24 protein-coding genes and 3 pseudogenes are annotated in these 26254 nt (G+C 53.1%); 10 read left to right on the top strand and 17 right to left on the bottom strand.

Features of this window, described 5'->3' with window-relative positions:
• Window positions 1-8: 8 nt before the first annotated feature.
• Window positions 9-80: pseudogene (locus tag RAL91_RS25040) on the bottom strand (hypothetical protein); the annotation flags it as partial.
• Between the two features lie 40 nt (window positions 81-120).
• A complete protein-coding gene (locus tag RAL91_RS07355) occupies window positions 121-348 on the bottom strand; it encodes a hypothetical protein (protein WP_306263126.1) in 228 nt (75 codons plus the stop codon).
• 184 nt (window positions 349-532) lie between these two features.
• On the opposite strand from RAL91_RS07355, the pseudogene RAL91_RS07350 reads away from it, so the two are divergent.
• From RAL91_RS07350 to RAL91_RS07335, 4 genes and pseudogenes are all read left to right on the top strand, one after another.
• A pseudogene (locus RAL91_RS07350) lies at window positions 533-730 on the top strand (iron-containing alcohol dehydrogenase); the annotation flags it as partial.
• A gap of 76 nt (window positions 731-806) precedes the next feature.
• The gene (locus tag RAL91_RS07345; RefSeq protein ID WP_306261015.1) at window positions 807-1562 is read left to right on the top strand and encodes a DUF5131 family protein; all 756 of its coding nucleotides are present in this window, start codon (window positions 807-809) and stop codon (window positions 1560-1562) included.
• A 12-nt stretch (window positions 1563-1574) separates the two neighbouring features.
• Complete coding sequence (gene tcmP, locus RAL91_RS07340) at window positions 1575-2714, top strand: three-Cys-motif partner protein TcmP (RefSeq protein WP_306261013.1); 1140 nt, start codon at window positions 1575-1577, stop codon at window positions 2712-2714.
• A 131-nt stretch (window positions 2715-2845) separates the two neighbouring features.
• A complete protein-coding gene (locus RAL91_RS07335) occupies window positions 2846-4033 on the top strand; it encodes a PIN domain-containing protein (RefSeq protein ID WP_306261011.1) in 1188 nt (395 codons plus the stop codon).
• A 395-nt stretch (window positions 4034-4428) separates the two neighbouring features.
• On the opposite strand, the gene RAL91_RS07330 is transcribed toward RAL91_RS07335, so the two are convergent.
• From RAL91_RS07330 to RAL91_RS07305, 6 genes are all read right to left on the bottom strand, one after another.
• The gene (locus RAL91_RS07330) at window positions 4429-4641 is read right to left on the bottom strand and encodes a hypothetical protein (protein WP_306261009.1); all 213 of its coding nucleotides are present in this window, start codon (window positions 4639-4641) and stop codon (window positions 4429-4431) included.
• A 240-nt stretch (window positions 4642-4881) separates the two neighbouring features.
• On the bottom strand, window positions 4882-6585 hold the full coding sequence (locus RAL91_RS07325) for an ABC transporter ATP-binding protein (protein WP_306261007.1): 1704 nt from the start codon (window positions 6583-6585) through the stop codon (window positions 4882-4884).
• The gene (locus RAL91_RS07320; protein ID WP_306261005.1) at window positions 6585-7487 is read right to left on the bottom strand and encodes an ABC transporter permease; all 903 of its coding nucleotides are present in this window, start codon (window positions 7485-7487) and stop codon (window positions 6585-6587) included. Before RAL91_RS07320 ends, RAL91_RS07325 begins: the two co-directional genes overlap by 1 nt.
• Window positions 7487-8461, bottom strand: coding sequence for an ABC transporter permease (locus RAL91_RS07315; RefSeq protein ID WP_306261003.1), 975 nt, complete (start codon window positions 8459-8461; stop codon window positions 7487-7489). The genes RAL91_RS07320 and RAL91_RS07315 overlap by 1 nt, the downstream gene beginning before the upstream one ends.
• Window positions 8462-8483: 22 nt before the next feature.
• Complete coding sequence (locus RAL91_RS07310; RefSeq protein WP_306261001.1) at window positions 8484-10064, bottom strand: ABC transporter substrate-binding protein; 1581 nt, start codon at window positions 10062-10064, stop codon at window positions 8484-8486.
• 207 nt (window positions 10065-10271) lie between these two features.
• Window positions 10272-10556, bottom strand: a complete 285-nt coding sequence (locus RAL91_RS07305; protein ID WP_306261000.1) for a hypothetical protein — start codon at window positions 10554-10556, stop codon at window positions 10272-10274.
• Window positions 10557-10678: 122 nt separating this feature from the next.
• Between RAL91_RS07305 and RAL91_RS25035 the strand changes: the two are divergent.
• Window positions 10679-11068 (top strand): annotated as a pseudogene (locus RAL91_RS25035) (hypothetical protein); the annotation flags it as partial.
• A 44-nt stretch (window positions 11069-11112) separates the two neighbouring features.
• Here RAL91_RS25035 and RAL91_RS07300 read toward each other — a convergent pair.
• A protein-coding gene (locus RAL91_RS07300) for an IS5 family transposase (RefSeq protein ID WP_306260277.1) occupies window positions 11113-11861 on the bottom strand; the annotation gives its coding sequence in 2 pieces (ribosomal slippage) (window positions 11113-11552 and window positions 11552-11861; 750 coding nt in all).
• Between RAL91_RS07300 and RAL91_RS07295 the strand changes: the two genes are divergently transcribed.
• From RAL91_RS07295 to RAL91_RS07285, 3 genes are all read left to right on the top strand, one after another.
• Window positions 11752-12759 (top strand): DUF3644 domain-containing protein, encoded by a 1008-nt coding sequence (locus RAL91_RS07295; protein WP_306260998.1) that lies wholly within the window; start codon window positions 11752-11754, stop codon window positions 12757-12759. The genes RAL91_RS07300 and RAL91_RS07295 overlap by 110 nt on opposite strands.
• Window positions 12756-13610: a GIY-YIG nuclease family protein gene (locus tag RAL91_RS07290; RefSeq protein ID WP_306260996.1), complete on the top strand. Its 855-nt coding sequence runs from the start codon at window positions 12756-12758 to the stop codon at window positions 13608-13610. The genes RAL91_RS07295 and RAL91_RS07290 overlap by 4 nt, the downstream gene beginning before the upstream one ends.
• Window positions 13611-13908: 298 nt before the next feature.
• Window positions 13909-14262: a hypothetical protein gene (locus RAL91_RS07285; RefSeq protein WP_306260995.1), complete on the top strand. Its 354-nt coding sequence runs from the start codon at window positions 13909-13911 to the stop codon at window positions 14260-14262.
• A 518-nt stretch (window positions 14263-14780) separates the two neighbouring features.
• Here the strand turns inward: RAL91_RS07285 and RAL91_RS07280 are convergent.
• Both RAL91_RS07280 and RAL91_RS07275 read right to left on the bottom strand, forming a co-directional pair.
• Window positions 14781-15677: a hypothetical protein gene (locus tag RAL91_RS07280; protein ID WP_306260993.1), complete on the bottom strand. Its 897-nt coding sequence runs from the start codon at window positions 15675-15677 to the stop codon at window positions 14781-14783.
• 199 nt (window positions 15678-15876) lie between these two features.
• The gene (locus tag RAL91_RS07275; RefSeq protein WP_306260991.1) at window positions 15877-16356 is read right to left on the bottom strand and encodes a hypothetical protein; all 480 of its coding nucleotides are present in this window, start codon (window positions 16354-16356) and stop codon (window positions 15877-15879) included.
• A gap of 97 nt (window positions 16357-16453) precedes the next feature.
• On the opposite strand from RAL91_RS07275, the gene RAL91_RS07270 reads away from it, so the two are divergent.
• Entirely contained in the window at window positions 16454-18310 is a 1857-nt protein-coding gene (locus tag RAL91_RS07270) for an autotransporter outer membrane beta-barrel domain-containing protein (protein WP_306260989.1), read from the top strand.
• 105 nt (window positions 18311-18415) lie between these two features.
• Here the strand turns inward: RAL91_RS07270 and RAL91_RS07265 are convergent, their stop codons facing one another.
• Window positions 18416-18976 (bottom strand): hypothetical protein, encoded by a 561-nt coding sequence (locus RAL91_RS07265; RefSeq protein ID WP_306260987.1) that lies wholly within the window; start codon window positions 18974-18976, stop codon window positions 18416-18418.
• Between the two features lie 431 nt (window positions 18977-19407).
• Between RAL91_RS07265 and RAL91_RS07260 the strand changes: the two genes are divergently transcribed.
• Entirely contained in the window at window positions 19408-19650 is a 243-nt protein-coding gene (locus RAL91_RS07260) for a DUF1344 domain-containing protein (protein ID WP_306260985.1), read from the top strand.
• A 511-nt stretch (window positions 19651-20161) separates the two neighbouring features.
• Here the strand turns inward: RAL91_RS07260 and RAL91_RS07255 are convergent.
• From RAL91_RS07255 to RAL91_RS07235, 5 genes are read right to left on the bottom strand one after another with little or no spacing between them, the layout of a single operon-like run.
• Complete coding sequence (locus tag RAL91_RS07255) at window positions 20162-21442, bottom strand: amidohydrolase family protein (protein WP_306260983.1); 1281 nt, start codon at window positions 21440-21442, stop codon at window positions 20162-20164.
• Window positions 21439-22386: an ABC transporter permease gene (locus RAL91_RS07250; protein WP_306260981.1), complete on the bottom strand. Its 948-nt coding sequence runs from the start codon at window positions 22384-22386 to the stop codon at window positions 21439-21441. The genes RAL91_RS07255 and RAL91_RS07250 overlap by 4 nt, the downstream gene beginning before the upstream one ends.
• A gap of 2 nt (window positions 22387-22388) precedes the next feature.
• A complete protein-coding gene (locus RAL91_RS07245) occupies window positions 22389-23438 on the bottom strand; it encodes an ABC transporter permease (RefSeq protein WP_306262836.1) in 1050 nt (349 codons plus the stop codon).
• Window positions 23428-24996, bottom strand: coding sequence for an ABC transporter ATP-binding protein (locus RAL91_RS07240; RefSeq protein WP_371932494.1), 1569 nt, complete (start codon window positions 24994-24996; stop codon window positions 23428-23430). Before RAL91_RS07240 ends, RAL91_RS07245 begins: the two co-directional genes overlap by 11 nt.
• Window positions 24996-26039, bottom strand: a complete 1044-nt coding sequence (locus RAL91_RS07235; protein ID WP_306260979.1) for a BMP family protein — start codon at window positions 26037-26039, stop codon at window positions 24996-24998. The genes RAL91_RS07240 and RAL91_RS07235 overlap by 1 nt, the downstream gene beginning before the upstream one ends.
• Window positions 26040-26254 lie beyond the last annotated feature (215 nt).

Genomic DNA, 26254 nt, shown 5'->3' with positions numbered 1-26254 from the left:
GTCCAAAGGCGTGTGCGGTCAATAGCGTTCTGGTCCACGAAGGATGTGGCCTTCTTAAGCAAAAGGCGCCCGATGCCCATACCTTTTGCCTTGGGGCCGACAATGAACCATCGCAGGCGACTAGGGTGCGGACCCTTTATGGGTGGTGAAATAGTCGGGATCGGTTTGTTTGCAGACCAGGAGCAAAGAAGCAGGAAGTCTGAAGACTTTCAAGTCTTTGCGACGCGGGCTGCGGGCAAACAGGCCCGATCCTTGATGGACAGAAAAATGGCTGCGACCTGCGGCGTCAAAGCGCTTGACCGGGCAGAAAGCCCGCTCTGCGCGCATTTCCTTGCATCTCTTTGCCATTTGTTCTGCTATTTCGTCACCCATAAAGGGTCCGCACCCTAACGCCTTCTTCAAGGTCTTCACCGTCAAGAGATACCGACCCCAGCAGCTCGTCACCCGGGTAGGCAGAAAATGTCGCGTTCATGGGCTTGTCAATCCGCGCCATGAACTCCGACATTTTGGTTGCAACTTTGCGCTCGAAAACAGCTTTGATGAATTCTATGCCTATGTGGGAGATTTGAACGCCGCGCTGGGCATCCCAAAAGGCCTGACAGAACTTGGCAGCATCAATCCTGATCTGGACCGTCTGGCCGCCGAGGCCCTCAAAGACTCGAGTGTGGGTGGTAATCCGATTTCGATGACGGAGGCGAATACGCGGGCGTTGTTTGAGGCGTGTCTTTAGGGGGCTGGATCAACCCGAAAATGAGTTCCCTGTTTGTGGTAAGTGAGTTAAAGCTTTCTAGACCAAGGTATGAGCAATGGCGCAAAAATCTGAAATCGAATGGACTGATGCAACTTGGAACCCGGTTACCGGCTGCACAAAAGTCGGCCCCGGTTGCGACAACTGCTATGCGGAAAGATTTGCAGAACGTTGGCGTGGGATCGAAGGACACCCGTATGAACAAGGTTTCGATCTCCGCCTTTGGCCGTCTCGGCTGACACAGCCGGCCCAGTGGAAGAAGCCGCGAATGATCTTCGTCAACTCGATGAGTGATCTATTCCACAAAGAGATCGACCGTACCCATATCGATAAAGTGTTCGATGCTATGGAGGCAGCGGATTGGCACGTCTATCAGGTTTTGACCAAGCGATCTTCACTTATGCGCAATTACGTCAAGCAGCGGTATAGCGAAGGCAAAGTGCCGTCGCATATCTGGCTGGGTGTTTCCGTCGAGGACAGCGCGCACAAAGGTCGTATCGAACACCTTCGCCAAATCAATTCGGATGCTCGATTCATCTCATTCGAACCCCTCTTGGGGCAAATCGGTGAAGTCGACCTATCGGGGATCGCATGGGCGATTGTCGGCGGCGAAAGCGGACCAAGGTCGCGACCAATGGAGGCTGCGTGGGCGACAGAACTACGTCTCGCCTGTAAACTCTTCGATGTGGCATTCTTCTTTAAACAATGGGGCGGAGCGCGACCAAAATCTGGTGGGCGCATGCTTGAGGGCGCAGAATGGAATGGTTTCCCTTGGCAAATTGTTCCTAAATCGATCATGGCTGAATTGCGATAGTGAAAGAGCGTTATGACAGTAGATATAGACCTCTACCGTGACCGCGAACAATCATTCATCAAGCATCAATTCTTGACGAAATATCTACAAGCAGCAGCCATTATTACGCTGCAAGGCCATTCACCTACATTTAACTTTGTGGATGCCTTCGCTGGACCTTGGAAAGTGTCCGATGATGCAAAATATTCCGATGCCTCCTTCGATCAAGCAATCAACACCCTGGAGGAAGTGCGTTCGAATCTGGAAGAAAGAGGCATCAACGGCTTAAAGATTAGATTTTGCTTTTGTGAACAGCGATCCGAAGCTGTGCAACGACTCCGCGAATACGCAGTCACGAAAAATAAATTTGAAATTCACATCTTTGAAGGAGCGTTCGAGGACAATCTGGATAGTATTGCGGCGAAACTGCCTGACGGCTTCACGTTCACTTTCATTGACCCTACTGGATGGAACATCCGAAATGAGGCGGTGTTTCGGTTCCTACGCGATCGGCGCGGGGAATTCATACTTAATTTCATGTCTGATCACATCAATCGGCATGCTGAGTTTGCCGAGGTAGCGGCATCGTTCGGTCGCTTCCTTGCCGATGCACAGTGGGAGGATGATTTTTCCAAGTTACCAGAGGATTGGAGTAACGAACGGAAAATTCTTCACTTAATGAAAGAAGCTATGCGGACGCACAAGGTTGCGACCTATGTGCCAGATTTCTCAATCATGGTGCCAAAGAAAGAGCGGGTAAAGATGCGCCTTATTCTCGGCACACATAGCCCCAAAGGTCTTGAAGTCTTCCGTGACGTTCAAGAGAAAGTTGAAAAGCAGGAAATGGAAATGCGCCACAACCTTCGCGAAGGTGACAGCCCTCAGGTAAGTCTGTTTTCTGCAGAGGACATTGCAGCGTTCCATCAGAAACAGAGAGGTGTAGGGTGCAAAACAAACTGTGACCGCGCCGAAGTTATCATTGGTGATTTCCTAAGAGGACGGGCTCACGCTTTTCCCGGTCCACTGTACAACGCAGTTATGGAGTCGGTTCCGATTAGACGAACACAGCTAAATGTTCTGATCCTCAACATGCGCGAACGAGGCGTAGTCCGCTTCGATCTGCCCGCGCGAAAGCGAGTGCCACAATTCAATACTCGGATCACTTTAACGTAGCGAAATCAGTTTGAACCCAAAGAAGAACCGATGATATTGGGTTGCTAGTAAAAGTTTAACCCATTGGCAGCACACTTGCTTCCTAAGCAATTGATGAAGGCTGATCACACAACCTAAAATAAGGAATTGATGTGCCAATTGTAAACGATGAAGAGCTCAAGGCGCTTTTGGCGCGCGATCAAATTTCCGCTATTTCTATTGATACTAGCATATTTCATCAAAAACGCCTGCAATTGAACTCAGCTACGTTGCAATCTTTCGCAGGTCTTACCGGACGCCCGTTTGATTTTTTGCTCTCAGAAACCGTTGCTAAGGAAGTCTTGGCCCATCTAGAAAAATCGACAAGTGATTCACTCCGGTCGACCAAAATAGCCATTGGAAAGGCACTATTTTCATTCGAAACAGTTGCACCTACGCGCGAAGAATTGCTGACGCAGATTTCTGGTGGACGGACTGCTGAGCAAGCTGCGAGCGCGCGCTGGGACAAATACATCGCTGACACAAATTGCGAGGTGCTGGACGACGCTAATCTTGTGGACACGGCCACAATTTATGATGATTATTTTGCCGGTGAACCACCCTTCGGGTCAGGACGAAAGAAAGATGAGTTTCCAGACGCTTTGGCGCTTAACGCTTTGGAACAAATTGCTACTGATCGAGATATTGGGATTCTAGTCATTTCAAAAGATGGTGACTGGAAAGCGTTTTGTAACAATTCCCCTCGCCTTTTCCTTGGGCCTGAAATCGAACGCGCATTGTCTCTCATTACGGACGCACCACTTGGCCTGCGAACTGCGGTAACCTTGTGGTTGGCTGAAGACGGCGATGGCTCAGACGAATTTCAAGATAGCGTTTCCGACAATATAGAGCGTCTTGATTTTACCGCGAATGCTTCTCCTAACCACGGCGAGGTGGAGATTTTCACATGGGCTGGAGAACTCAAAAGCCTAGGCTGGCCGAGCCCAGAAGAAATTGACATCATAGAGTTGGTAGGACGAGATGACGATGGTGTCATGCGTGTAGTCGTTAGTTTACCAGTTAGCCTCGTCGTGAAGGTTCAAGTGGAGTTAAATTTTTCATTCTGGGACAGTGTTGACAAAGAGTCTGTCGAAATGGGAGGGCGAGGAATTGAGGTTGAAGAGGAGATTGAGGCACGCACAACCGTTACACTCGACGTCCATTCTCTGGGAACGCCCAATCAGCAGATCGAGTTTATAGAAAGCAAATTGGATGATCTGCATCATGAGATTGAGCTTGGCACAGTCGATGTCTTCGAATCTGAGGATTACGAGGACGAAGACGAGGCAGAGCAACCGTAGCCCCAGAGTTTGCTATCTAAACATGGAAATTTTCTCCGACTGTCAAGGCTCTACGAACTCAACAAAAAACTGAATCTTGGTTCCATCATAGACGATCTAAATTATTGATTAGTCACGGAATTTTCATAGTATTGGGAGATACGGATTTTGGGTACTGTCGAAAATATTTTGAACTGCCAGATTCCAAGCCGCTCGGGTTTCGCATCACAGCCATCGTCCAGAACATAGACTTAAGTCGGTTTCAGACCGGATCGGTCATTCGACTTGTTCTTTTCGAATGGTCACATTGAGCTGACAATGGCGCTCGCGTCTGTTGTATCTGACTTTCTGCGCCTATGGCGTCTTGTTACGCCGGGTCTCTCGCAAATAGGCCCCTTCAGAGTCAATTCTGTATCCTACCGTTCGCTCGGGGCTATCACCCTGCATTTGGCCATGACCAGCTGGCGCTCCGGGCGGTGGCGGATGGCTTCTATGGAGTTTCCGGCGTTTAGGGCCACGAGGCTGGCTTTTTTGCCGATTGCGAAGCCGTAATCCAGTAGATTCATGATAACTGCGGTCTGGTTGGTGACCCTTTCGTAGCAGCGGGTCATGGCTGCGGGACTAGTCATATGCAGGCCCATGAAGGCGCGTCCAGCATGTCGTCGTTGCCGTCCGGGTACCACGGGTCCAGCACACAATTCCGCCCCCAGCTAAGGCGGATTTTGTGGGTAACATTTCTGGAACGCAGGTCCTGCAATGCCATTTGCACAAGCCGAAGTATTTGACACCATACGTTGAATGCAGTGTTTCGCTGCCGCTTGCACACGGCACCTTGAACGGACCAAGAAAACGCTAAATTTCAGAAAAACCTATTGACCTGGCATTCCAGGCGTCAAGGACAGCAGCTCGCGGGAATAGGCCGCGCTTGGGTTGGTGAAGAAGTCTTCTGATGCGCCGGTTTCCACGATAGTGCCACCTTTGAGGACTGTCACATCATCTGACATTTGGCGCACCACGGCCAGATTGTGGCTTATGAACAGGATTGTGAGGCCAAAACGCGCCTGCAAATCCTTGAGCAGGTTCAACACTTGCGCCTGTATCGAGACATCAAGCGCAGAGGTTGGCTCATCACAGATCAATACATTGGGCCGTGCCAAAAGCGAGCGGGCAACGGCGATGCGCTGGCGTTGTCCGCCCGAGAACTGGTGCGGAAACCGGTCGATTGCGTCTGCCGAGAGGCCTACGAGGTCGAGAATGGCCGCAGCAATGTCGCGGCGCTTGTCGGCATCGGCTTCGAGCCCGTAATGCCACAGCGGTTCGGCGAGAATGTCCCCGATCCTGTGGCGGCCATTGAGGCTTGAATAAGGGTCCTGGAAAACCATTTGAATCTGGCGGCGTGACGGGTCTTTACGACTGCGCGAACGTGCTGGTGGCAAGTCATTATCGCCGAGATACAATTGTCCGGCGCTGGGTTGCACGAGGCCTGTCAGCACTTTTGCGATGGTCGATTTGCCGGACCCGCTTTCCCCAACCAGCCCCATGACGGAACCGGGACGCACGGACAGGGACACAGCATCGAGCGCCGTGAAGGCAGCAGGCCTGGAAAACAGGCTGGTTCGGTTACCGGAAAATTTTACCGTTACATCCTTCATCCCAAGCCCCTCGCCAAAGATTTGCGTCCCGGCGGTGAGCCATTTCTCGGCATCAGCGGCGGAGCGTCCCGCAGGTGCTGACAAATCAGGCGTGTTGCTGCCCGGCGCGTCACTATCTGGCACAAGAAAACGGTCCAGCTTTCGATCCAGCGGTGGAACGGCGGCCATCAGGGATTTTGTATAGGCATGTTCCGGCGTGCGAAGCACCTTTTGGGTCGGGCCAGTTTCCATCAGCCGGCCACCGCGCAAAACGGTGACATTATCGGTGATCTGCGCGATCACCCCGATATCGTGGGTGATCAGCAGAAAGCCAATGTCACGCGTTTTGGCCAATCTGCGTATCAGATCCAGAACCTGGCTTTGAACCGCCACATCCAGCGCGGTTGTCGGCTCATCCGCGATGATCAGTTCCGGATTGGTGCAAAGCGCCAGTGCAATGACAACCCGCTGGCGCATGCCGCCGGAGAACTGATGCGGATAGGCTTTTATGCGCGAGGCTGCGTTTTCGATCCCTATTTCTTCGAGCAACGCGATAGAGCGGTCCCGGGCCTCAGAGGTGCTGACATCCTCATGCGCCTGAATGGTTTCGATCAGTTGGTCCGAAATGGTCATCAACGGATTCAGGCTGGTTTGCGGGTCCTGAAAGATCATTGATATCCGCTTGCCACGCAGGTCATGCGCCTGCACCGGGCTGAGACTGCGCAAATCCGTATCGCCCAAGCTCATCTTGCCCTTTGCAACAAACCCTGGAGTTTGCAGAAGGCCAATGATTGCCGCGCCAAGGGTGGATTTGCCAGCGCCGCTTTCGCCCACCAGCCCATGGATTTCACCCGCTGCGACAGACAGACTGACATCATCAATCGCGGTGAAAACGCCAAAGCGGCCGGGGAATTGCACGGTGAGGCCTTCAATCTGCAACATCAGCGCAGCCTCGGGTTGAAAACATCGCGCAGGAAATCGCCCAGCACATTGATGGAGACCACCAGCGCCACAAGGAACAGCGTCGGCACCCAGAGAATCCACCACTCACCCGACAGCAAAAACTGCATGCCGATGCGTATCAGGGTTCCCAGCGACGGGCTGTCCGCAGGCAGGCCAATGCCCAGGAAAGACAGCGTCGCTTCCAGCAGGATGGCAGATGCCAGATCGACCGTCATGATGACAAGCAGAGGCCCCATGATGTTGGGCAGGATGTGCCGCAGCATCACGCGCACGGGGTGTTGGCCCATGATCATGGCGGCCTGCACATAATCCTTGTTACGCTCGACAAACACACTGGCCCGCGCTGTGCGCGCGAAATTGACCCAAAGCGATAACGCGATGGCCAGGGTCAACACCGCAACGCGCAAATCCTGGTGGATTGCCGCTGGCAGAACCCCGCGCGAGATGCCGTCAATCAGCAGGGCTGTCAGGATGGCAGGCAATGCCAATTGTATGTCGGCGATGCGCATGACGATGGCATCGAAGCGTCCGCCGAAATACCCGGCTGCCAAACCCAGACCGACACCAAGGACCGATGCAATTGCCATCGCCATCAGGCCGATGGTCAGCGAAAGCCGCGCGCCATAAAGGATTGCAGAGATCATGTCGCGCCCCTGATCATCAGTCCCCAGCAGAAAACGCGGGTTCCCGCCCTCCCAAAGCGGAGGCAAAAGCCCGTCCATCAGCGAAAATGAGGCCAGATCATAAGGGTCAGTGCTGGCCAGCAGCGGCGCAAAAATCGCTCCGCCAACAACAAGGATTGCCACAATTGCGGCCAGCATCGCCGCAGGGCTGCGGAAGAACAGATAGACCGGCTCGGATTTGAACATGCGGGCCAGCATCAACCATCCTCCCTGACCCGCAGGCGCGGATCGATGGCGACATACAACAGATCCACAATCATGTTCACCAGGACGAAGAAGAACGCGATCACCACCAGATAGACGCCCATAACGGGGATATCGACAAAGCGGATGGATTCAAGAAACAACAACCCCATGCCGGGCCATTGAAAAACGCTTTCCGTGACAATTGAAAACGCAATGACCCCGCCAAACTGGAGACCGATAATGGTGATGACGGGCACCATGGTATTGGCCAGCGCATGGCGGAAATAAAGCGAGCGATAGGGAATGCCCCGCGCTGTGGCAAAGCGGATGAAGTCGGAGCGCAGAACTTCCATCATCTCGGCCCGCACCAGCCGCATGGTCAGCGTCAGCTGGTAAACGCCCAGGGTCAGGGCGGGCAGGATCAGGGCGCGCCAGCCATCAAGCGTGAACAGGGACGAGGTCCAACCCCCGATTTGCACAGTACCGCCGCGCCCGAAGGTGGGCAGCCAACCCAGCTGAACCCCGAACAGAAAGATCAGCATGATCCCGATGACAAAGGTCGGAATCGAGACGCCGACAAGGGTGGTCAGCAGAACGGCCTGGGTCACGAAGCCGCGCGGGCGCAGCGCCGTATAAACACCGGTGGGTATGCCGACCAGCAGCGAGATCAGCAAGGCAACCGTACCCAGCTCCAACGTGGCAGGAATGCGCGAGGCGATCATGTCAGCAACGGGCTGGCGGGTCCGGTAGGAATAGCCAAAATCACCGTGAAGCATGTTGCTGGTGAACCGGCCGAACTGGACGATGAAAGCATCGTTCAGCCCCAGTTCTTGACGCAGGCGCGCGCTATCTTCTGCAGAGGTTTCAACGCCCGTCATCTGGCTGACGGGATCGCCGACAAAACGGAACAGCGAAAAAGCCAGAAAGGCGACGGCGATCATCACAAAAATCGACTGGACCAGCCGTTTGAGAATAAAGAACGCCATCGCCGGGTTTACCTGCCGTCGATCAGTTGACCGTGACCCAGCGCAGCATGAAGAAATTGTCCGCACGTTGTGTGAGCTCGATATTGTCTTTTGCGGCCCAGATCAGCGGCTGCGTATAAAGCGGAATATAGGCCACTTCATCCTGTGTGATGCCAACCAGTTCATCGATCAGGGCCTGTCGGGCTGCCGGGTCGATCTCTTGCTGAATGAGTGGCAGAAGTTCATCCACACGTGCGTTGGAATAATTGCCAAAATTCCAGGAACCCAGCTTCTTTTCATCGTTCTGCGTGTGCAGCAGGAACCGAATGGGATGCTCGGCATCGAACGTGCCTGGCGACCAGCCGAGCAGATACATATCGAAATCATCGGCGCGCAACTGGGTCCAGTAATCGCGCACTGGCCCTGTCGTCAGGTCTGCCTTCAGGCCAACGGCTGCAAACATGGATGCAGCGGCGCGGCACAGCGCCTCATCATTAATGTAGCGATCATTGGTGCATTTGAGGCCAAAGGAAAACCCGTCTGGATAACCTGCTTCAGCCAGCAGGGCCTTTGCGCGTTCGGGGTCATATCCGGGGCGGTCTGCATTGGCTTTTGAAAAGCCTGAAATACCTGCTGGCACCAGTTGTGATGCAGCTTCGATCTTGCCGCGCATGATCACCCGATCGATGGCCGCAATATCAATGGCATGAGCCGCTGCCAGACGCACCTTTGGGTCCTGGAAAGGATTTGTGTCGGTGATGTCACTGGAATAGAGCAGTTTGTCATGCTCATGGCCAAAGCCGAACATGATAACGCGGGTCTCCTCACCTTCCAGCACCTTGAAGCCATCACGGGTTTCCACCTGCGCCACATCCTGCAAGGGGATCGGCTGGATGAAATCGATCTCGCCCGACAGCAGCGCCGCAAGACCCGTGGCAGAGTTGCCAATAGGTGTGAAGATCGCTTCTGTCACATTGTGACTGGCCGTATCCCACCAGCCTGCATTGGGTGCCAGACGGGTTTCCACCCCGGGGTCGCGACTGGCCAGCATGAAGGGGCCGGTTCCGTTGACATTCATCGTCGCAAAGTTCTCGGCATCCCGTGCCGGAAGGGCAGCGTCATTGCTTTCGGCCCAATCCTTGTCGAGGATCATGAAATTCGCAATGCTGTCGGGAAACAGCGGGTTCGGCGCGTTTGTGACGAAATCAATGGTGTAATCATCAACAACACGCACTTCTGACACAGGCGCAAACCACGAGCGCACATCAGCCGCTTCATCAGAGGCACGTTGATACGAGAACATCACATCTTCAGCGGTAAACGCTGCGCCATTTTGAAAGCTCACGCCCTGACGCAGATTAAAGCGCCAGCCATTTTCGCCTTCAAGCGGCTCCCAGGATGTCGCAAGAGATGGCTCAATGGCCATGGTCTCGCTTCTGCGCACAAGGCCTTCATACACATTGTTGAGGAAGGACAGCACAGGGGTTGCATTAACCGCATGCGGATCCATGGTCTGTGGATCCGTGGTCGAGGCCCAGCGGAATGTCTCGGCATAAGCACCCTGGGCACCCAGCAAGAGCACACCGGCAAGGGCGCTGCTCTGCATAAACTTTGAAAAAGTCATGTTGATTTCCCCATTTTTGTATTTTTGATTATTCTTCTGACCCTAGGTCAGAGCAAAACGCACTTCTCAGGTCAAGAAAACAATTTTGGGGTGTGAGGGGCGAGGTCAAGCCCGGGCTTTGATGGGGTGGGTATTTGAGGCATCGTTCTATGGTCTCGTTCAGACTGCCGAAGCCCAACAACATGCCAGGCTTCAGCTTCGTCCTTCTTATCCGCTTGCAAACACGCCGCCAGCCGCACTTTCCGTCATCGACATGGGAAGCTCGTCAGCCGCCTTTGCCCGAATTTCAGCAATCCGGGCCAGCGCTGTCTGAGCTGCAGCTTCGTCGGCATAATCTGTGACAACTGTGAATGTCAGCTCTCCTGTCCTGATCATCTGAACACTCTGCGCACCCACAGACATGATCAACGGCACAAATTTTTCGCGCGCGATGGTCTCCATTTCATCCGTCCATTCAGTCGCCAGCCAGTGAGAAATCGTTGAGTAAGCCATGATTTGTTCCCTCCCCTTTTTGTTTTTGAGGCGGAAAATGTTGCATGGAATTGCGGGCTTTCCCAAACAGTTCTTGCGTGCTGCTGTACGATTAGTTGAGCGAGCCAAACTGATACTCTATCATGGTGTGTATGCCAGATGATTCCTCACAATTCCCAATTTCACATTCGGTACAAATCCCAAAGGTTAAGCGAAAACGCGGCAATACTTTAGAGCGATGGGAGGTAGCTCTTGTCAAGGCGATGCTTGTACGCGGAGTCTATTCAGACCAAGACATACAGGCATACTTCACGCGACCAATGCGAACGGTAAACCATAGAGCTTTTGGCGAAATTCGTAGGGGTTCAAAACACAAGTCAGTCAAAGCAACCAGCGACGACACCTTAGCGATATTCTTAGCGGCATGGCCTGATGTTGATCAGGATACGGGCCTTAGCTGTCGTGGCGATGAACTGTTAATAAAAGCGCGTGAGGCGATGATTGCTGCTGTTCATACGTTCAACGGCGCTGGACTGACCTTCCGCGCAGAATTGTTTATCGTGACTAGGGTGTGGACTCAATTGGCCCAACATCTGATTGCGAATATCTGGATCATTGAAAGGAAGTTTCGTGCTTTCTTCTCGAACCTGGTCGCCAGCCTTCGCATATCCTTCATCTTACAAAAAAAGCGTTCAACGACATTTCGTTGCCTGTAGAGGTTGGCATCGTGCGGGATCTGTTGGCGCGCGTTGCTCTTAGATGGAATGACAGCCAATGCGCCTTCATCGGCAATTTGCTGTCTAATTCTTCCACTGCCATATGCTTTGTCTGCGACGATGGCGAGTGGCGGAGTGTCCCAATTCAAAAACGTATCCATCATCTGGCTATCGTGTAGTTGTCCGCCGGATATGGCCAGTCTCAACGGACGGCCTTTGGCATCTACAGCCGCGTGAACCTTACTTGTGCGACCACCTCGTGAGCGGCCAATACCTTCTTCCAGTTCCCCTTTTTTGACCCAGCCGCTGCGCGGTGAGCCTTGACGATGGAAGCATCTATGAGTACCAAAGCGTCTTCACATTCTTGCGCAAGGGCTTCGAATATGCCTTGCCAGACGCCACGCTCACCCCATCGGATGTATCGGTTATAAACCGTCGTGCGGGGGCCGTATCGTTCCGGCAAATCACGCCAAGGTGCTCCCGTTCGCAGAACATAGAAGATGCCGTTCAGCACCCTGCGATCATCCTTGCGTTCCGGACCGCGTCCCTGCTTGGGAAGAAGCGGTGCAATAATTGCCCATTCTTCGTCAGTCAAATCAAATCGTGCCATAACTACCTCCATCAAAGGAGGTTGTGAATCACACTTTCACAAGCAAAATCAAGGGACTGAATTGGGTTCACACCCTAGCATAATTGCATGGACCTACCTCATGCACGCTTGGTTTAAGCGAGGAGGTGTTGACTATCGTTACACTGAAAAGACTAAGCAGGGAGCCGATAAATACTGGGAGCTTGGGAAATGCCTAAAACACGCAAAATGTCCTGTTCCTGCTGGTGCGGTTAAAAACCTGGAATTCCTGTTGGAAATTCGCCATGAAATAGAACATCGCTCCACCAGCAGAATTGACGATGCCATAGGCGGCGAATTGCAGGCATGCTGCATTAATTTTAATGAAGCACTTAAAAGTCTTTTTGGTGTCCAGCACGGATTGGAAAAACGTCTGCCAATAGCCCTGCAATTCGTTTCTTTTGGAGACGATCAACGAGCGCGGCTAAAGCAGGCTGCGGACCTTCCGTCACATGTATCGAGCTTCATAAGTGCCTTTGAACATTGCTTGTCGGATGAAGACCTAGCCAATCCGGCGTTCCGCTACCGCGTAGCCTTCGTTCCCATGACGAGCAACCGGGCCTCAGGCGCCGACCGCGCTGTGGAGTTTATTAAGCCAGGTAGCGAGAATGCCGAAGCGGTCAACAGGATTCTTCTTAAGGAAGTGAACAAGAAACGTCATACAGCGACAGAGGTTGTAAAGGCTGTCAGAAAGGAGGATTTTAAGAGGTTTGGTATCAGCGATCACACGGCGCTTTGGCAAACCCTAGAGGCAAAAGACCCGGCCAAAGGCTACGGCTGCGAAGGTGACTACAAGAACACTTGGGTATGGTTCGACAACTGGATCGCGCGCGTGCTGGAGCATTGTGCCGAGAATAGCGACAGGTACAAAACGTCATGAAGTTCTTTCTCACAAAAGTCTGGGGCTGGGACGTCCCTGTCGGCCCCCTGCAATTCAGCACGAGTGGCTGGCGCGACAACGCCTTGCGTCAACTGGAACCGGGCGACCGCGTGGTGCTGGTCGGAACGATGGGCAACCAAACCCCCGAAGTTATGAGGGGGCGTGTTCTAGGTATCATGAAGCCATCGCCTGAACCCGTTATGTCGTTGGATTTCAAAGTAAAAGCGCGACCTGGCGACTTTGTGGATGGAGAATATAAATGGCCGGTGGGATTAATGAACCTGCGCGCTTGGTCACTGCCAGAACGCCCAAAATTGACGGAAATCAGCGACCGGAAGTTCAGCATGGATGCCGCACAGGGAATTGTTCCTTTAGCCGACTCAGAGGTGGCACGAATCGAAGCCTTGGAATGGTCAGAAGAGAAATTGTTGCAACCGACCGCTCAGGCGCAGGAACGCATGGCGCGCAAGCATGGAACCGCCAAACGGACAGCCCCACCGCCTTCTACGACGCGCAGCGGTGTCATGCATATGCGGCGGGCACCCGCATACACCTACGCCATGCGAGTCGTTGGCGCGAAGACCAATGCGTTCAAGATTGGCTGGGCCTTTGACTTCAAGCAACGTGCACGCCAGTTGAATCACGCTTCTATGCCGGATCTCGGTGGCCTCAAATATGCGCCTTTTAGCTTTCACCTTTGGGACACTGCGCGGCAAGCGTACGCCATGGAACAGGCATTGCTCCTACGTTTCGATTGTCTCAGGCATTTTGCAAACAACGAAATCGTTCAGGGTCTTAAGGATGACGATTTGACCACAGCTTGGATCGCCGGTGTCAGCGGTAAGCTGTGAGTCTTCTCAACAGGGCATCCTCGAAGCTGCAATTCCAGGCAGCAAAATTTTAGAATGATGAAGAGTAGCGCCTCGCACATACGATTGCCACGCAAAAGCTGGAATACTGGATTTTGAGTGGCAAGCCAATTCTTGCAGACGGCCGAGAGTGATCAGGCAATTCTGATTGTTTCTTGGGATGTTGCGACTCGGAACGAGGAACTTTGAGCCGATGGCGTGCGCCCAATCCGGGATAGTTGGCTTGAGTTCGATTTTCCACTAAGCAATCCTTGTAGATTATAGTTCTCAGGAGAGGTTCATGAGTGCCGCAATAACAATTGCTATAAGAATTGCCGATTCAGCAAATGCCGCACTGCAACGCGTCAAAGCCTTCGATCAAGAAAATCTGCGTAACAAGAAAGAACGGGACATTCGCGCTCATATATGGATCGAGCAAATGTTGCTGGCTCTCTCAATGGAGTTGGCGTTGAAAGCTTGGTTTCTGTTTGACCATGACACTCCCAAAGTCATAAAGTCTCATAACCTTCCAGAATTGTTTGCTAGGTTGAAATCGGAGAGCCAATCCAAATTGGATTCTGAGTTCAGACGTTCAGTTGCCCCGCATCATCCTGATTTTTTCTCCATTGACCACGGAATAAGAAATGTCCTTTAGCAGCATGAAAAAGCGTTTGTTGATTGGCGTCACATTTATGAGGCGAAAAATCTGAGATTTGATGAAAGCACATTCGTAGCTACGCTCGAAATGGTTCTAAGTGAATTTAAGAAGAGGTATCGCATTGAAGAGGTGCCAACGATCTGGCATTCAGAATAGGTTTTTGTTGGTCCATTCTGAATAGCTGCGCCGCGGCATAAGACAATGATGTCTAGTGGCAGCAATGAGCCGTGATTGACTGCCTCTGTCCGGTAATTTCGGGCGAGAAATGGACGTTGAATGCTATAGTCAACTTCCGATCTATCTTCTCGAACCGAACATTCGCCCACTACGAATTGTTGATACGTTTGGGGTAGCCCCAGAGACTGCTCCTAGTCAGGTTGGCCAAGCAAAAATAGCCAGGAAATACCCACACCAAAATATTGCTAACTCAATAGATCCAACCCGCGGTGCCTGAAGCCGTAAAACTTCGCAAAGAAATTCAGACCAAGTTCTGCGAATGAGCAGTCGATGGTACGTTAGGAGAGCTTCTCAAGTTGTAGAAAATCTCCCATGTCAGTCGCGAAGAACTCCTCCGCCCCTTCAAGAATGCCTTTAGGAATCGGATTGCGCGCATTCGGATTGTGCACGTGCGCCAATGGCCACGCGGCTCCACATGCTGCGTTGATTCCAGCGTTGGTACCTATCACGGTACTTACACCTTTGTAGTCCGAATCTAGGAAATTGTCCGTGCTGACTTCAGCCCCGGTCTTGGGCTTGGCAATTGCTGGTCTGTATTGATGGCGAACTTCAGTTGTACTGAACGTCTCCCGGTCCAGGACAATCTCATACGGCCCAATTGGAAACACCGCTTCGACAGCAAAAGGATATTGCGAAATTCCTCGGTAGGTAAGCAATCCCATACCAAGCTGGCAGGCGCTGATTGCAATTATGTACGCGTCATCCTCGTCGACGATGCCTTTTTCTAAATAACCCTCCTTATTTTTCGCGCCGACAAGCTTGTCATTCTTTTCTTTAAGGGCAGAAGTCCAGCGCAGAAGCATTGCCTCATGTGGCACAGAGAATAAACGCGATCCTTCATCCGGTCGCATTGGATTAATCCATTCGTCTGGTAATCCCACCGGTGACGGGCAAACAGCCTCAATCCAGATCCGTTGACCGTTGTGTTCAATCAGAAAATCGGGGCCGGCATCTTTTGACGAAACGTCATAACCCAACTGAACTAAATGCCGAGCGAGAACCATTTCCCAGACGCGTGGAAAAAAGTGGTGAGGTTCTCCATCGGTAAAATCCTGATCAAAAATATTGTCTTTGATGCCCCAAGACGTAAATTCCTCATACAGGGCAGTGAGGAGCTCACGAACGTAATCGTTGTCAGCAAATTTTGTTGCTAAAAACTTTTTGACGTCATTCATAACACTATGTTCCTCACTGATCGGTAGTCGCGAAAGTTCTTATTACAATAATTACTGCATAACTGAATACATGGAACATTTGGCCAACCCGCGGCATGGCTAGGTTCTGCAGTTTGTCCACTGAGCGCCCAATGAGTTCAAGTTGGCGAACGTCAATCCGAATGTCAGCTTTCAGAAATTTGGATAAGAATTCGACGACTTAGTCGAACGACAGCTTTGGGCCGCCTTTCGCGTAGGTCGTATATTCCAACCGTTGGGACCGCCGGTCCAGAGAGTCTCGCCAGTCATTCCAACTTTCCGTAGATGATGGCGCATCAAGCCAGTGATGCAGGGCCTCGCCACTCACCGGGTCTTTGTCGGGAATTGGCAACGACATGATCCGCTTGCAGGCTAGGTGGTAAAGGTCCTGCGACAGGAATTCCGGTTGGATATTGTCCCAGTCGCGTCCACCCGGATAGCCTCCGCACATGATGTTGTCGTCCGAGTGCCCGACATCTTCATGGCTGACACCTGCCGGCATGACGATCACATCGCCTGCCGTCAGGCGCATCTGCATCCAGCACCACAAGGCTGGCTTTTTTGCCCCCAGCCAACGCAAATGCCATGAGCCAGCATTTCCGGAACGCGGGTCATTCCTCTCCGTTTGCCAGCCTGTTCTGCGACCAGCAAATGTCTCCATTTTGAAGCAGGCTTCCCTAAATCCTCAGAATTCGGTAAGTTCTTGTTAACTTTTGGCGCTGGTCTGTGCGTTTTTTGAATAAAGTTGGGGAAATCAGATGTTGCTGCGCGCTATCTTTGTCATAGCATTCGGGCTGTCTTCCATGATGGCGGCTTTGGCTGCTGAACCGCCGGGTTTTGATATTCTATCTCGTATCGAAGACCTGCAAAATGACCGCACGTGCCGAAATGCTGCAGAAAATGCATTCAACGGTGTATATGATTCTGCTCAACTTGATCTTGATGCACGCAGTTGTAGTTCCCGGTATGGTCGCGGGAGTGCCACAACCTATGTCGGGCTTCCAACCAAAAACTCTCAACTGTTGGGTTCATTCACCGGGCCAATCAGCACAGCCATTAATGGATGCAAAATTGAGACCGTTCTAAGAGAGCTTTCCGCAATTGAAGATACGGTTGAACAAGAATTGTGGCACAGGTGGTCATATCTCCACGGTATCCTTGAAAAAACGTCCAGACTGGCAACCGATCTGGAATCAGGCATTGAGCCTATTACGAATGAGGCACTGTCAGCCGAAGATCGTGCAGCGGCCACCGACTATTTGAAACGCACGGGGTTGATTGAGATTGAAGGTCCATCCGACAGGGCGTTGCTACTCGTCCGCGAAAAGGTTTTGGCAGACTACAGATACTATATCGAGCTGATTTTGGAAAAAGAGGTCGTCTATAGTTCGCAAGTCAGAACTGTCGCAGAAGACTGGACCGTAAGCACTAATCGGCCGAATTGTCCTCCAATAACAACATCCGGTGTTGCGAGAAAAGATCCAAAACCGCCTGCCCGCTCCAAGCCACCTGCCGGGTCTGATCAACCGCCGACGCCGCTGCCGGAAAAGGCTGAAAAACCGGGGGGAGAACCGGGAAAAAAACCAGAGGGGGATGTTACGGAAGAAGTTGTGTCCAGACCGGATGTTACGCTCGAGTTTATCATCGGTGGGCGGTATTTACGGCTTCCTGATTTGTCTCTTGGTATTAAAAGCCTGAATACAAACCGGACCCCTCTTCATAATCTGGATGCCGACCTTTACGGACCTGTCGTGACGGCTGGCATCAAAATTGGCCAGACGGGGCCATTCAACCAAAATGAAGGTTGGCATGGCGGCATTGACGGCGAATACGCCAGACTGTTTGGAGGAGACAGAGACAAGATTGCCTCATTCCCGGGCGGTCAGCTACCAACTTACATCGACATTACCGGGACCGGCGGCTTCGGGTTTAACGATAACAGCCGGATTGATGCCGATTTTGACCGGACGACTTTCAAGATCTCAGGGGAGCTTGGATTCAAGCGAAGACTGTCTGATCGCCTTTTCGTAAGGCCTTATGGCGGGCTGCTCTATCGTTTCAATGACACAGGTACGAATGTCAGTCTTGAAACGGATTTTCTCGGTGGTACATTCGTCAATACGCTGACTGAGGACATACGTGAAAATCAGTTTGGTTTTGATGCAGGGCTGGACCTGACGCATTTGATAAATGCCAATTTATCAATGACAGTTGGCGGCCATGTCGGCGGGATTTTTACCAATGCCAAGTATCGAGGCAGCGATTGTGGAGACGGGTTCACTGCGACACCGGGATGTGATGGTACTCTTTTCCAGAATTCGGGAATTACAACCGGTAACAACAGCTTTGATGTTTTTGGTGGTTTGAAAGCTGCCCTGGGGTTCTATGTTTTCTGCAGGGATCGAAAAACAGAGATACTGGCCGGTGTTATTTCCGCAGCTGTTGATCAATTGAAAAATCGTTGCGTCGAGATGGTTGCCAGCGCCGAAGTTGAAGCTGTTCCGACCACGGAGGTCAATCGGCCATCATCCATTGGCGCAGGTCAACAGATGCAGCTTGGTACGGCCTATAGCGTAAACAGCACGGTTCGGGTCGGCGTCAAAATCAAATACTGACCCCATGTCTGCATGGAGCATGGCTTGATTTCCGTGCGGTTGATGCCGAAAAGCAGCATTCGAGTATCCGTCCTGGTCAGCCAGCATTCGCGCCGCTCGAAGAGGTCAGGATCTGCGGTCCAGAGAGTCGCGCCAGTCATTCCAATTTTCCGTAGATGAAGGCGCATCGAGCCAATGATGCAGGGCCTCACCGCTCACCGGATCCTTGTCAGGAATTGGCAATGACATGATCCGCTTGCAGGCCTGGTGGTACAGGTCCTGCGACAGGAATTCCGGTTGGATATTGTCCCAATCCCGTCCACCCGGATAGCCTCCGCACATGATGTTATCGTCCGAGTGCCCGACATCTTCATGGCTGACACCGGCTGGCATGACGATCACATCGCCTGCCGTCACGCGCAGCTTCGTCCAGCCGTCTGGCCCGATGGATAATTTGAAATCAATCCAGCCACGCGCGCAGCCAAGGCATTCATGTGTTGTGGAGTGAAAATGCGCGTAATTATACACACCCGGATAGTCCCAATTATTGCTCCATCCATTGTTTTTAAAACAGGCCTTGACCGCCTCGACGCCACCGCCTGGAATCGCATTGCGGTGAACCAGCAGCGGAAGACGGTTGTTGGGAATTTTCTTCTCAGCTTTGCTTGTGTAGCTTTCTGTTGTCATCTTGATGTCCTGTGTTGATCTGTCCGCGGCTTTTACTTCCCTAAATCGTGAGGCCCTGATGGTTGCTCATTTGTATCGTCTATAATAGCAGGAAATATTGCCAGCCGCATTTCCGGTGCGCGGGCGATCAGAGGCCACCGTTTTGAGACATGGTCATTGCCCATGAAATGCATGGAGGTCAGGTCTGATCCGGCATCGGATCAGGCGGAGCCAATTCGCCCGGCCTCCGAGGCTGAAAATCAGTCCAAAAGCGCATTGTAAAGATCAAATTACGACTAAATTACATCTGGTTAGGGCTTGAAAAATATATCTTTTTTCCGCTTGTAGCGGCCATTTGGCTAGCTCATATCAACAGTGACCCGACGAGGTGTAAACTGGCCCGGCCGAGAACCGGCAGGCTTCGGTTCGGGGTGTCAACGAATGGAAAACCCATGAAAAAGATTGTTACAATCGCTCTCGCATCCGTCGCCATGATCTCGACCGCCTTTGCAGGCGCAGTTGAAGGCGTGGTCAAGGCTGTAGACCCGGCAAACGCAACCGTCGAACTTGAAACCGGCGAAATGTTCACGGTTACCGAAGAAATTGAGCTGGAAGGCCTTGAGGTCGGTACGATGGTCAATGTCATGTTCACCGACGGAACATCCGAAGCCACCGAAATCTCGATCATCGAATAATTCTAAATGCCTTGGTTGGGCTGCATCATGCAGCCCAACCAAGAGCCATTCTTGTTTATACGGACTCATTTGATGACCCAGAACAGTTCATCCCGCAAGGCAGTCAGCGCAGCGCCCAATCGTGTCGGGGGCGGCGCGTCGGGCAAGCTGGCTAACGCTGCTGGTGGGCTGTTCTGGGTCACCGAAGGCCGGAGTTGCGAGATCGCTGGACATCGTTACAGCCCACTTGTGGTCGTGAAGACTTCCAAGTCTTTGCGACGCGGGCTGCGGGCAAACAGATCCCGACTATTTCACCACCCATAAAGGGTCCGCACCCTAGGATTCGTTGCAGAAAACTCTGAACAAAAATGAGTGCGTTTTCAGGGGGCACATCAATCTGCTGACTTCAAATGAAATCTGGTTGTTCAAAAATATGAATGTCTGGCTTGACGAAGTCTAATTCTGCAAATCCAGTGGAACGAATGATGGCTTGGGACCGATAGCGGCGGCTGTTACATCAAAGGTCCAGCGCCTAAGGTGTTTTGTGACGCCGGTTTACGTGTGATGGCCGCCCCGGCAGCGTCACTTGCGTGTCCTGCCGTTCCCGCCTGGCTATCACCTTGCCTTTGGCCATGACCAGCAGGCGCTCCGGGCGGAGGCGGATGGCCTCGACGGGGTTGCTGGCATCCAGCACCACAAGGCTGGCTTTTTTACCGGTTTCCAGGCCGTAATCTTGCAGATTCATGATGGCGGCGTTCTGGTTGGTGACCATGTCGTAGCAACGGGCCATATCTGCGGGGCTGGTCATCTGGGCGACATGCAGGCCCATAAAGGCGACGTCCAGCATGTCGGCATTGCCGAGCGGATACCAGGGGTCGAGCACGCAATCCTGACCCCAGCCAACGCGGATGCCATGGGCCAGCATTTCCGGCACGCGGGTCATGCCCCTTCTCTTGGGGTAAGTGTCGTGGCGGCCCTGAATGGTGATGTTGATCAGCGGGTTGGGAATGGCAGAGACTTCTGCTTCCGCCATCAGCGGCAGCAGTTTTGAAACATAGTAATTGTCCATGGAATGCATGGAGGTCAGGTGCGACCCGGCAACGCGTCCCTGAAGACCGAGCCGCTGGGTTTCATAGATCAGTTGTTCGATGTGGCGTGACTGGGGATCGTCGGTTTCATCGCAATGCATATCCACCGGCAGGCCGCGCTTTTCGGCGATTTCGCACAGCTCTGTCACCGAGCGGCGGCCATCCTCCATGGTGCGTTCAAAATGGGGAATGCCGCCGACCACATCAACGCCCAAATCCAGCGCACGCAGCGTGTTCTGCATGGCGTTGGGGCTGCGAAAAACACCGTCCTGCGGGAAGGCAACCAGTTGCAGATCGATATAGTCGGAAACTTCTTTTTGAACTTCCAGCAGGGCTTCAACTGCCAGCAGCCTGTCATCGCACACATCGACATGGGTGCGGATGGCCAGCAGCCCTTGCGTGACCGCCCAGTCGCAATAATCAAGCGCGCGTTGTTTGACCGCCTCATGGGTCAGTTGCGGCTTCAACTCGCCCCAAAGGCCGATGCCTTCCAGCAATGTGCCGGATTTGTTGATGCGCGGAATGCCATAGGACAAGGTGGCGTCCATGTGGAAATGCGGATCGACAAAAGGCGCGCTGACCAGATTGCCAGAGATGTCGATGGTCTCGTTCGCAGTACCATCAATCTTCGGGGCTATCGCGGCGATTTTTTCGCCGGAAATCGCGATATCAGCAGTTGATCCATCCGGAAGAATGCCGCCGGTCAGTAAAAAGTCAAAACTCATCTTTCGCCTTTCTGATACGGCACCATCAGTGCTTTTGGATAGCTTGCGCGCCGTGCCACCACAATGAGAGCCACGATAGAGAGAACATAAGGCAACATCAGGAATATCTGATAGGGAATGACGCCGCCGGTGACCTGCTGCAGACGCACCTGATAGGCATCAAAGGCGGCAAACAGAATCGCGCCAATCAGCGCCTTGCCCGGTCGCCAGGAGCCGAACACAACAAGGGCAATGCAAATCCAGCCGCGCCCATTGATCATTTCAAAGAAGAAGGAATTGAACGCGGACATGGTGAGGAACGCTCCGCCAATGGCCATTAAAGCGGACCCGACCATAACAGCACCAACGCGAATAGCCGTGACGCTGATGCCCTGTGCCTCAACCGCCACCGGATTTTCACCCGCAGCACGCACTGCAAGCCCCAACGGGGTGCGGTAGAGAACCCAGGCCACCATGGCGACCACAATGAAGGCCAGATAGGTGAGCGGCGTTTGCATGAAGAGGATTTCGCCGATGAAGGGGATTTCAGACAGACCCGGTACTGGATAAGGCTGGAAAGGCTCGATCTTGGGCGGAGACGTGGATTCCGACAACGCCACACGATAGGTGAAATAGGTCAGGCTGGTGGCCAGCAAGGTAATGCCAATGCCCGTCACATGTTGCGACAGGCCAAGTGGAACCGTCAGGAAGCCGTGCAAAAGCCCGAACATGGCACCTGATAGGGCTGCCACCATCACGCCAGTCCATAAATCACCACCGGCATAGACGGTGAACCAGCCGGTAAAGGCCCCAACCGTCATGATGCCTTCAATGCCCAGATTGAGCACCCCTGCCCGCTCGCAGATCAATTCACCCATGGTGGCAAAAATCAGCGGCGAGGCAATGCGGATGGCTGCGACCCAAAAACCGGTTGTCAGAAAAATGTCAAAAGCATCAAGCAGCATGGTCACCTCCACCTGATGCGAAAGCGGGTCAGCATGATGGCTGTCACCATGCTCAACAAGGCGGTGGCCACCATTACATCAGAGATGTAGCTGGGAACGCCCGCGCTGCGGCTCATGGCATCTGCGCCAACGAAAATGCCGGCAACAAAGATGGCCGAGACCACAACACCCAGTGGATTCAACAGCGCCAGCATGGCAACCACAATGCCCGTGTAGCCAAAGCCCGGTGATATATCGAGTGTCAGACTGCCCTTGAGGCCAGCCACTTCAGATACGCCCGCCAGTGCGGCCAGACCACCTGACAAAAGCGCGGTTTTGACCAGCACACGATTGACTGGAATGCCCGCAAAACGCGCCGCTTGAGGATTGTGCCCGACGGCCCGCATTTCATAACCAAGCACGGATTTTGCCATGATCAGCCAGACTGCAAAGGCGCTGAAAATGGCCAGAATGAACCCGAAATGCAGGCGCTTGCCCTGAATGATGCGCGGCAAACGTCCCTCTGACACCACGCGTTCCGATTGTGGCCAGCCAAGACCCATCGGGTCTTTCAGCGGGCCTTCCAACAGCAAGGACACAAACAGCAGAAAGATGAAATTGAGCAAAAGGGTGGTCACCACTTCATCCACGCCGAAGCGGGTTTTTAAAATGGCGGGTCCGAGCAACAGCAAGGCTCCGGCGGTCATGGCACCGGCAATGATGATCGGGATCAGCACGAATGCTGGCGCGGAAATAGCGCCCGTGCCCAGCAGAATGGTCATGACAGCACCGGCATAAAGCTGTGCTTCTGCACCGATGTTCCAGAGCTTTGCTCTGAAGGCGACGGCGATGGCCAGACCGGTAAAGATCAGCGGTGTTGCCCGTGTCAGTGTTTCGACAAGCGCGAATTGCGAGCCAACGGCCCCTTTGATGACCAGTCCAAACACCTGCAATGGTGCAGCGCCAGCTATCATGACCAGAATGGCAGCAATCACAAAGGTCGCCAAAATGGCCATGGCCGGATAGAGCAACGTCACCGTCATGGACGGTGCGGGCTTGGGTTCAAGCCGCATGATTTGGCTCCTTCGACGCGGTATTGGAAGCACCTTCAAAGCCGTGCCCGGCCATCAAAGTGCCAAGATCGGCAATCGTGCGTACGCCGCGCCTGGAGGGGGATGACAGACGGCCTTTGGACATGACGATGATCTGATCAGACAAGGTCATCACCTCATCCAGATCTTCAGAAATCAGCAAAATGGCCGCACCGCGTGCGCGGGCCTTCAACAATTGCGCATGGACATAGGACACCGCGCCGACATCCAGCCCACGGGTTGGTTGGCTGGCGAGGATCATTTGCGGATCGCCATCAAAGGCGCGGCCAAGAATAAGCTTTTGCATGTTACCGCCGGAGAGCAGCCGGACACGGGCTTCCGGGGATGGGCATTTCACATCAAAATCGCGGATGATGCTTTCAGCAAAACGCCGGGCGGCACCCCAATTGAGAAAGCCCATTTTGCTGAAGCGGCTGCTGAGATAGCGCTCGGACACAACATTTTCAGTGACGCTCATATCGCCGATCATGCCAACGGCATGGCGGTCTTCAGGAATGCGACCAATCTGATGCGCCAAGGCGGACCGCGGAGACCAACTGCGGATAGCCTCGCCATTGATATCTATGCTGCCTTTTGACGGCGACAGGGTGCCTGAAATCAGCGCCGCCAATGCGGCCTGGCCATTGCCGGAAACCCCGGCCAGACCAGTAATTTCTCCGGCTTTCAATTCCAGAAATATATCATGCAGATCTGCGCCCGTGCCAACGCCTTTTGCGCTCACATTTTCCAGCTTGAACACGGTCTTTCCGGTTTGCGGTTCGGAAATTTTGGGTGGCTCGATGTCTTCTCCAACCATCAGGCTGGCCAGCGCCTTACGGTCCGTGTTGGCGGTCAGTTCTTCACCAACCATCTTGCCACCGCGCAGCACAAGCACACGGTCACTGACGGCCATGACTTCCTGCAGCTTGTGGGAGATGAAGATGATCGACAGACCCTTTGCCACCAGCATTTTCAAAGTGCGGAACAAGGCATCTGTTTCCAGCGGGGTCAAAACCGCTGTGGGTTCATCAAGAATGAGAATGCGTGCATCGCGATACAGCGCTTTTAGAATTTCAACACGCTGACGCTCGCCCACCGACAGATCGGCAATCAATGCGTCGGGATCCACTGACAGGCCAAAATCCTCGGCATGGCTGACAATGCGCTGATTGGCATTGGCTCGGTCGAAACTTGGCCGAAACAGACTTTGTGTGCCAAGCGCGATGTTGTCGAGCACGGTCATGTTGTCCGCCAGCGTAAAGTGCTGATGGACCATGCCGATTTTTGCATCGAGTGCAGCCTGCGGATCGCCCTTCGGCAGTTCATGACCGAATGCGGTCACTGTTCCAGCATCCGCCACATAATGGCCGAAGAGGATGTTCATGAGGGTCGTTTTACCAGCGCCATTTTCACCCAGAAGGGCGATCACCTCTCCCTGTTTCAGGGAAAAGCTGATGGAGTCATTGGCGACCAACGGCCCGAATGTCTTGGTGATACCGGAGAGGTTGAGAACAACCTCTCCGCTCGGTTGTGCCGTCACTAGCTGGATTTCGGCTCTTCATCATTGATGGTAACCGTGAAGCTTCCATCCTTGATGGCGGCTTCTTTTGCAGCGACCATGGCAAGAGCTTCTTCCGGAATCTTGCCTTCAAATGTGCCATAGGGCGCGAGAGAACAGCCGCCCGCTTTCATGAAGGAATAGACGCCGTAATCCTCGGCCTTGAAGTCGCCAGCCTTGGCTTTTTCAATGGCTGCAGCCAGTGTTGGCTCGAAATGCCAGATGGCTGATGCAACGACCGTGTCAGGATAATCTGCCTGTGTATCAATCACATTGCCGATGGCCAGAACGTTTTTCTCCTTGGCCGCATCCGATACGCCAAAACGTTCCGCATACATGATGTCAGCGCCGCCATCGATCTGAGCAAAGGCGGTTTCCTTGGCTTTTGCCGGATCAAACCAGGAGCCGATGAAAGCGACCTGGAACTTGATGTCCGACTGCATTTCCAGAGCGCCCGCCATGAATGCGTGCATGAGGCGGTTCACTTCCGGAATTGGGAAGCCGCCAACCATGCCGATATTCTTGGTTTTGGTCATGGCACCGGCAATAATGCCAGAGAGATAGGCCGCGTCCTGAATGTAATTGTCGAAAACCGCAAAATTCGGGGCATCATCCATCGGCTTGAAGCTGGAACCCATGAGATAGGCTTTGTCCGGATAATCCCGGGCCACATCACGTGCCGCATCTTCAACAGCGAAGGTTTCACCAATGATCAGATCATGGCCAGCTTCAGAATATTCGCGCATGACGCGCTCATAATCATTGTTGGATGTGCTTTCTGAATAGACATATTCAATGTCACCGCGTTCAGCGGCCGCAAGGGCTGCTTTATGAATGCGGCTGATCCATTGCTGCTCCACAGGAAGCGTGTAAATGGCGGCAACTTTGAGCGGTGCGTGGCTGGCAGCACCAGCTGCACCCATCAGGCCCGGCATGGCCAGCGCGGAGGCACCCAAGCCTGCACTTTTCAACACCGAACGGCGTGAAATCGCTGCATTGATCAGCGATTTGATTGGATCTGTCATAGAAAGGCTCCTTGTTGAAAAAATGGCAGGAGGGATTGCCACGATCCGTCACGGTAGTTCGAATTCGGGGGTCTGACAAGCGCTGCCACATTGTCCACAGGACTTTATTGCAACAGGCGGAAACCCTCACAATTTCAGTGCTCGCGGAAGGTGCAGAAACCGCTGTTTCGGGATCGCTGATATGATATGCTGTGAGGCAAGACTGGCAGTATTTG

Origin of the sequence: Pararhizobium sp. IMCC21322 (assembly GCF_030758295.1) — a bacterium.
Taxonomy (GTDB): domain Bacteria; phylum Pseudomonadota; class Alphaproteobacteria; order Rhizobiales.
This window is presented reverse-complemented; position numbering and strand designations above follow the sequence as displayed.

Coding starts and splice junctions, on each gene's coding strand:
- RAL91_RS07355 (WP_306263126.1), bottom strand. CDS start 348: ATGGCAAAGAGATGCAAGGAAATGCGCGCAGAGCGGGCTTTCTGCCCG.
- RAL91_RS07345 (WP_306261015.1), top strand. CDS start 807: ATGGCGCAAAAATCTGAAATCGAATGGACTGATGCAACTTGGAACCCG.
- tcmP (WP_306261013.1), top strand. CDS start 1,575: ATGACAGTAGATATAGACCTCTACCGTGACCGCGAACAATCATTCATC.
- RAL91_RS07330 (WP_306261009.1), bottom strand. CDS start 4,641: ATGACTAGTCCCGCAGCCATGACCCGCTGCTACGAAAGGGTCACCAAC.
- RAL91_RS07325 (WP_306261007.1), bottom strand. CDS start 6,585: ATGTTGCAGATTGAAGGCCTCACCGTGCAATTCCCCGGCCGCTTTGGC.
- RAL91_RS07320 (WP_306261005.1), bottom strand. CDS start 7,487: ATGCTGGCCCGCATGTTCAAATCCGAGCCGGTCTATCTGTTCTTCCGC.
- RAL91_RS07315 (WP_306261003.1), bottom strand. CDS start 8,461: ATGGCGTTCTTTATTCTCAAACGGCTGGTCCAGTCGATTTTTGTGATG.
- RAL91_RS07310 (WP_306261001.1), bottom strand. CDS start 10,064: ATGACTTTTTCAAAGTTTATGCAGAGCAGCGCCCTTGCCGGTGTGCTC.
- RAL91_RS07305 (WP_306261000.1), bottom strand. CDS start 10,556: ATGGCTTACTCAACGATTTCTCACTGGCTGGCGACTGAATGGACGGAT.
- RAL91_RS07295 (WP_306260998.1), top strand. CDS start 11,752: ATGCCGTTCAGCACCCTGCGATCATCCTTGCGTTCCGGACCGCGTCCC.
- RAL91_RS07290 (WP_306260996.1), top strand. CDS start 12,756: ATGAAGTTCTTTCTCACAAAAGTCTGGGGCTGGGACGTCCCTGTCGGC.
- RAL91_RS07285 (WP_306260995.1), top strand. CDS start 13,909: ATGAGTGCCGCAATAACAATTGCTATAAGAATTGCCGATTCAGCAAAT.
- RAL91_RS07280 (WP_306260993.1), bottom strand. CDS start 15,677: ATGAATGACGTCAAAAAGTTTTTAGCAACAAAATTTGCTGACAACGAT.
- RAL91_RS07275 (WP_306260991.1), bottom strand. CDS start 16,356: ATGGAGACATTTGCTGGTCGCAGAACAGGCTGGCAAACGGAGAGGAAT.
- RAL91_RS07270 (WP_306260989.1), top strand. CDS start 16,454: ATGTTGCTGCGCGCTATCTTTGTCATAGCATTCGGGCTGTCTTCCATG.
- RAL91_RS07265 (WP_306260987.1), bottom strand. CDS start 18,976: ATGACAACAGAAAGCTACACAAGCAAAGCTGAGAAGAAAATTCCCAAC.
- RAL91_RS07260 (WP_306260985.1), top strand. CDS start 19,408: ATGAAAAAGATTGTTACAATCGCTCTCGCATCCGTCGCCATGATCTCG.
- RAL91_RS07255 (WP_306260983.1), bottom strand. CDS start 21,442: ATGAGTTTTGACTTTTTACTGACCGGCGGCATTCTTCCGGATGGATCA.
- RAL91_RS07250 (WP_306260981.1), bottom strand. CDS start 22,386: ATGCTGCTTGATGCTTTTGACATTTTTCTGACAACCGGTTTTTGGGTC.
- RAL91_RS07245 (WP_306262836.1), bottom strand. CDS start 23,438: ATGCGGCTTGAACCCAAGCCCGCACCGTCCATGACGGTGACGTTGCTC.
- RAL91_RS07235 (WP_306260979.1), bottom strand. CDS start 26,039: ATGACAGATCCAATCAAATCGCTGATCAATGCAGCGATTTCACGCCGT.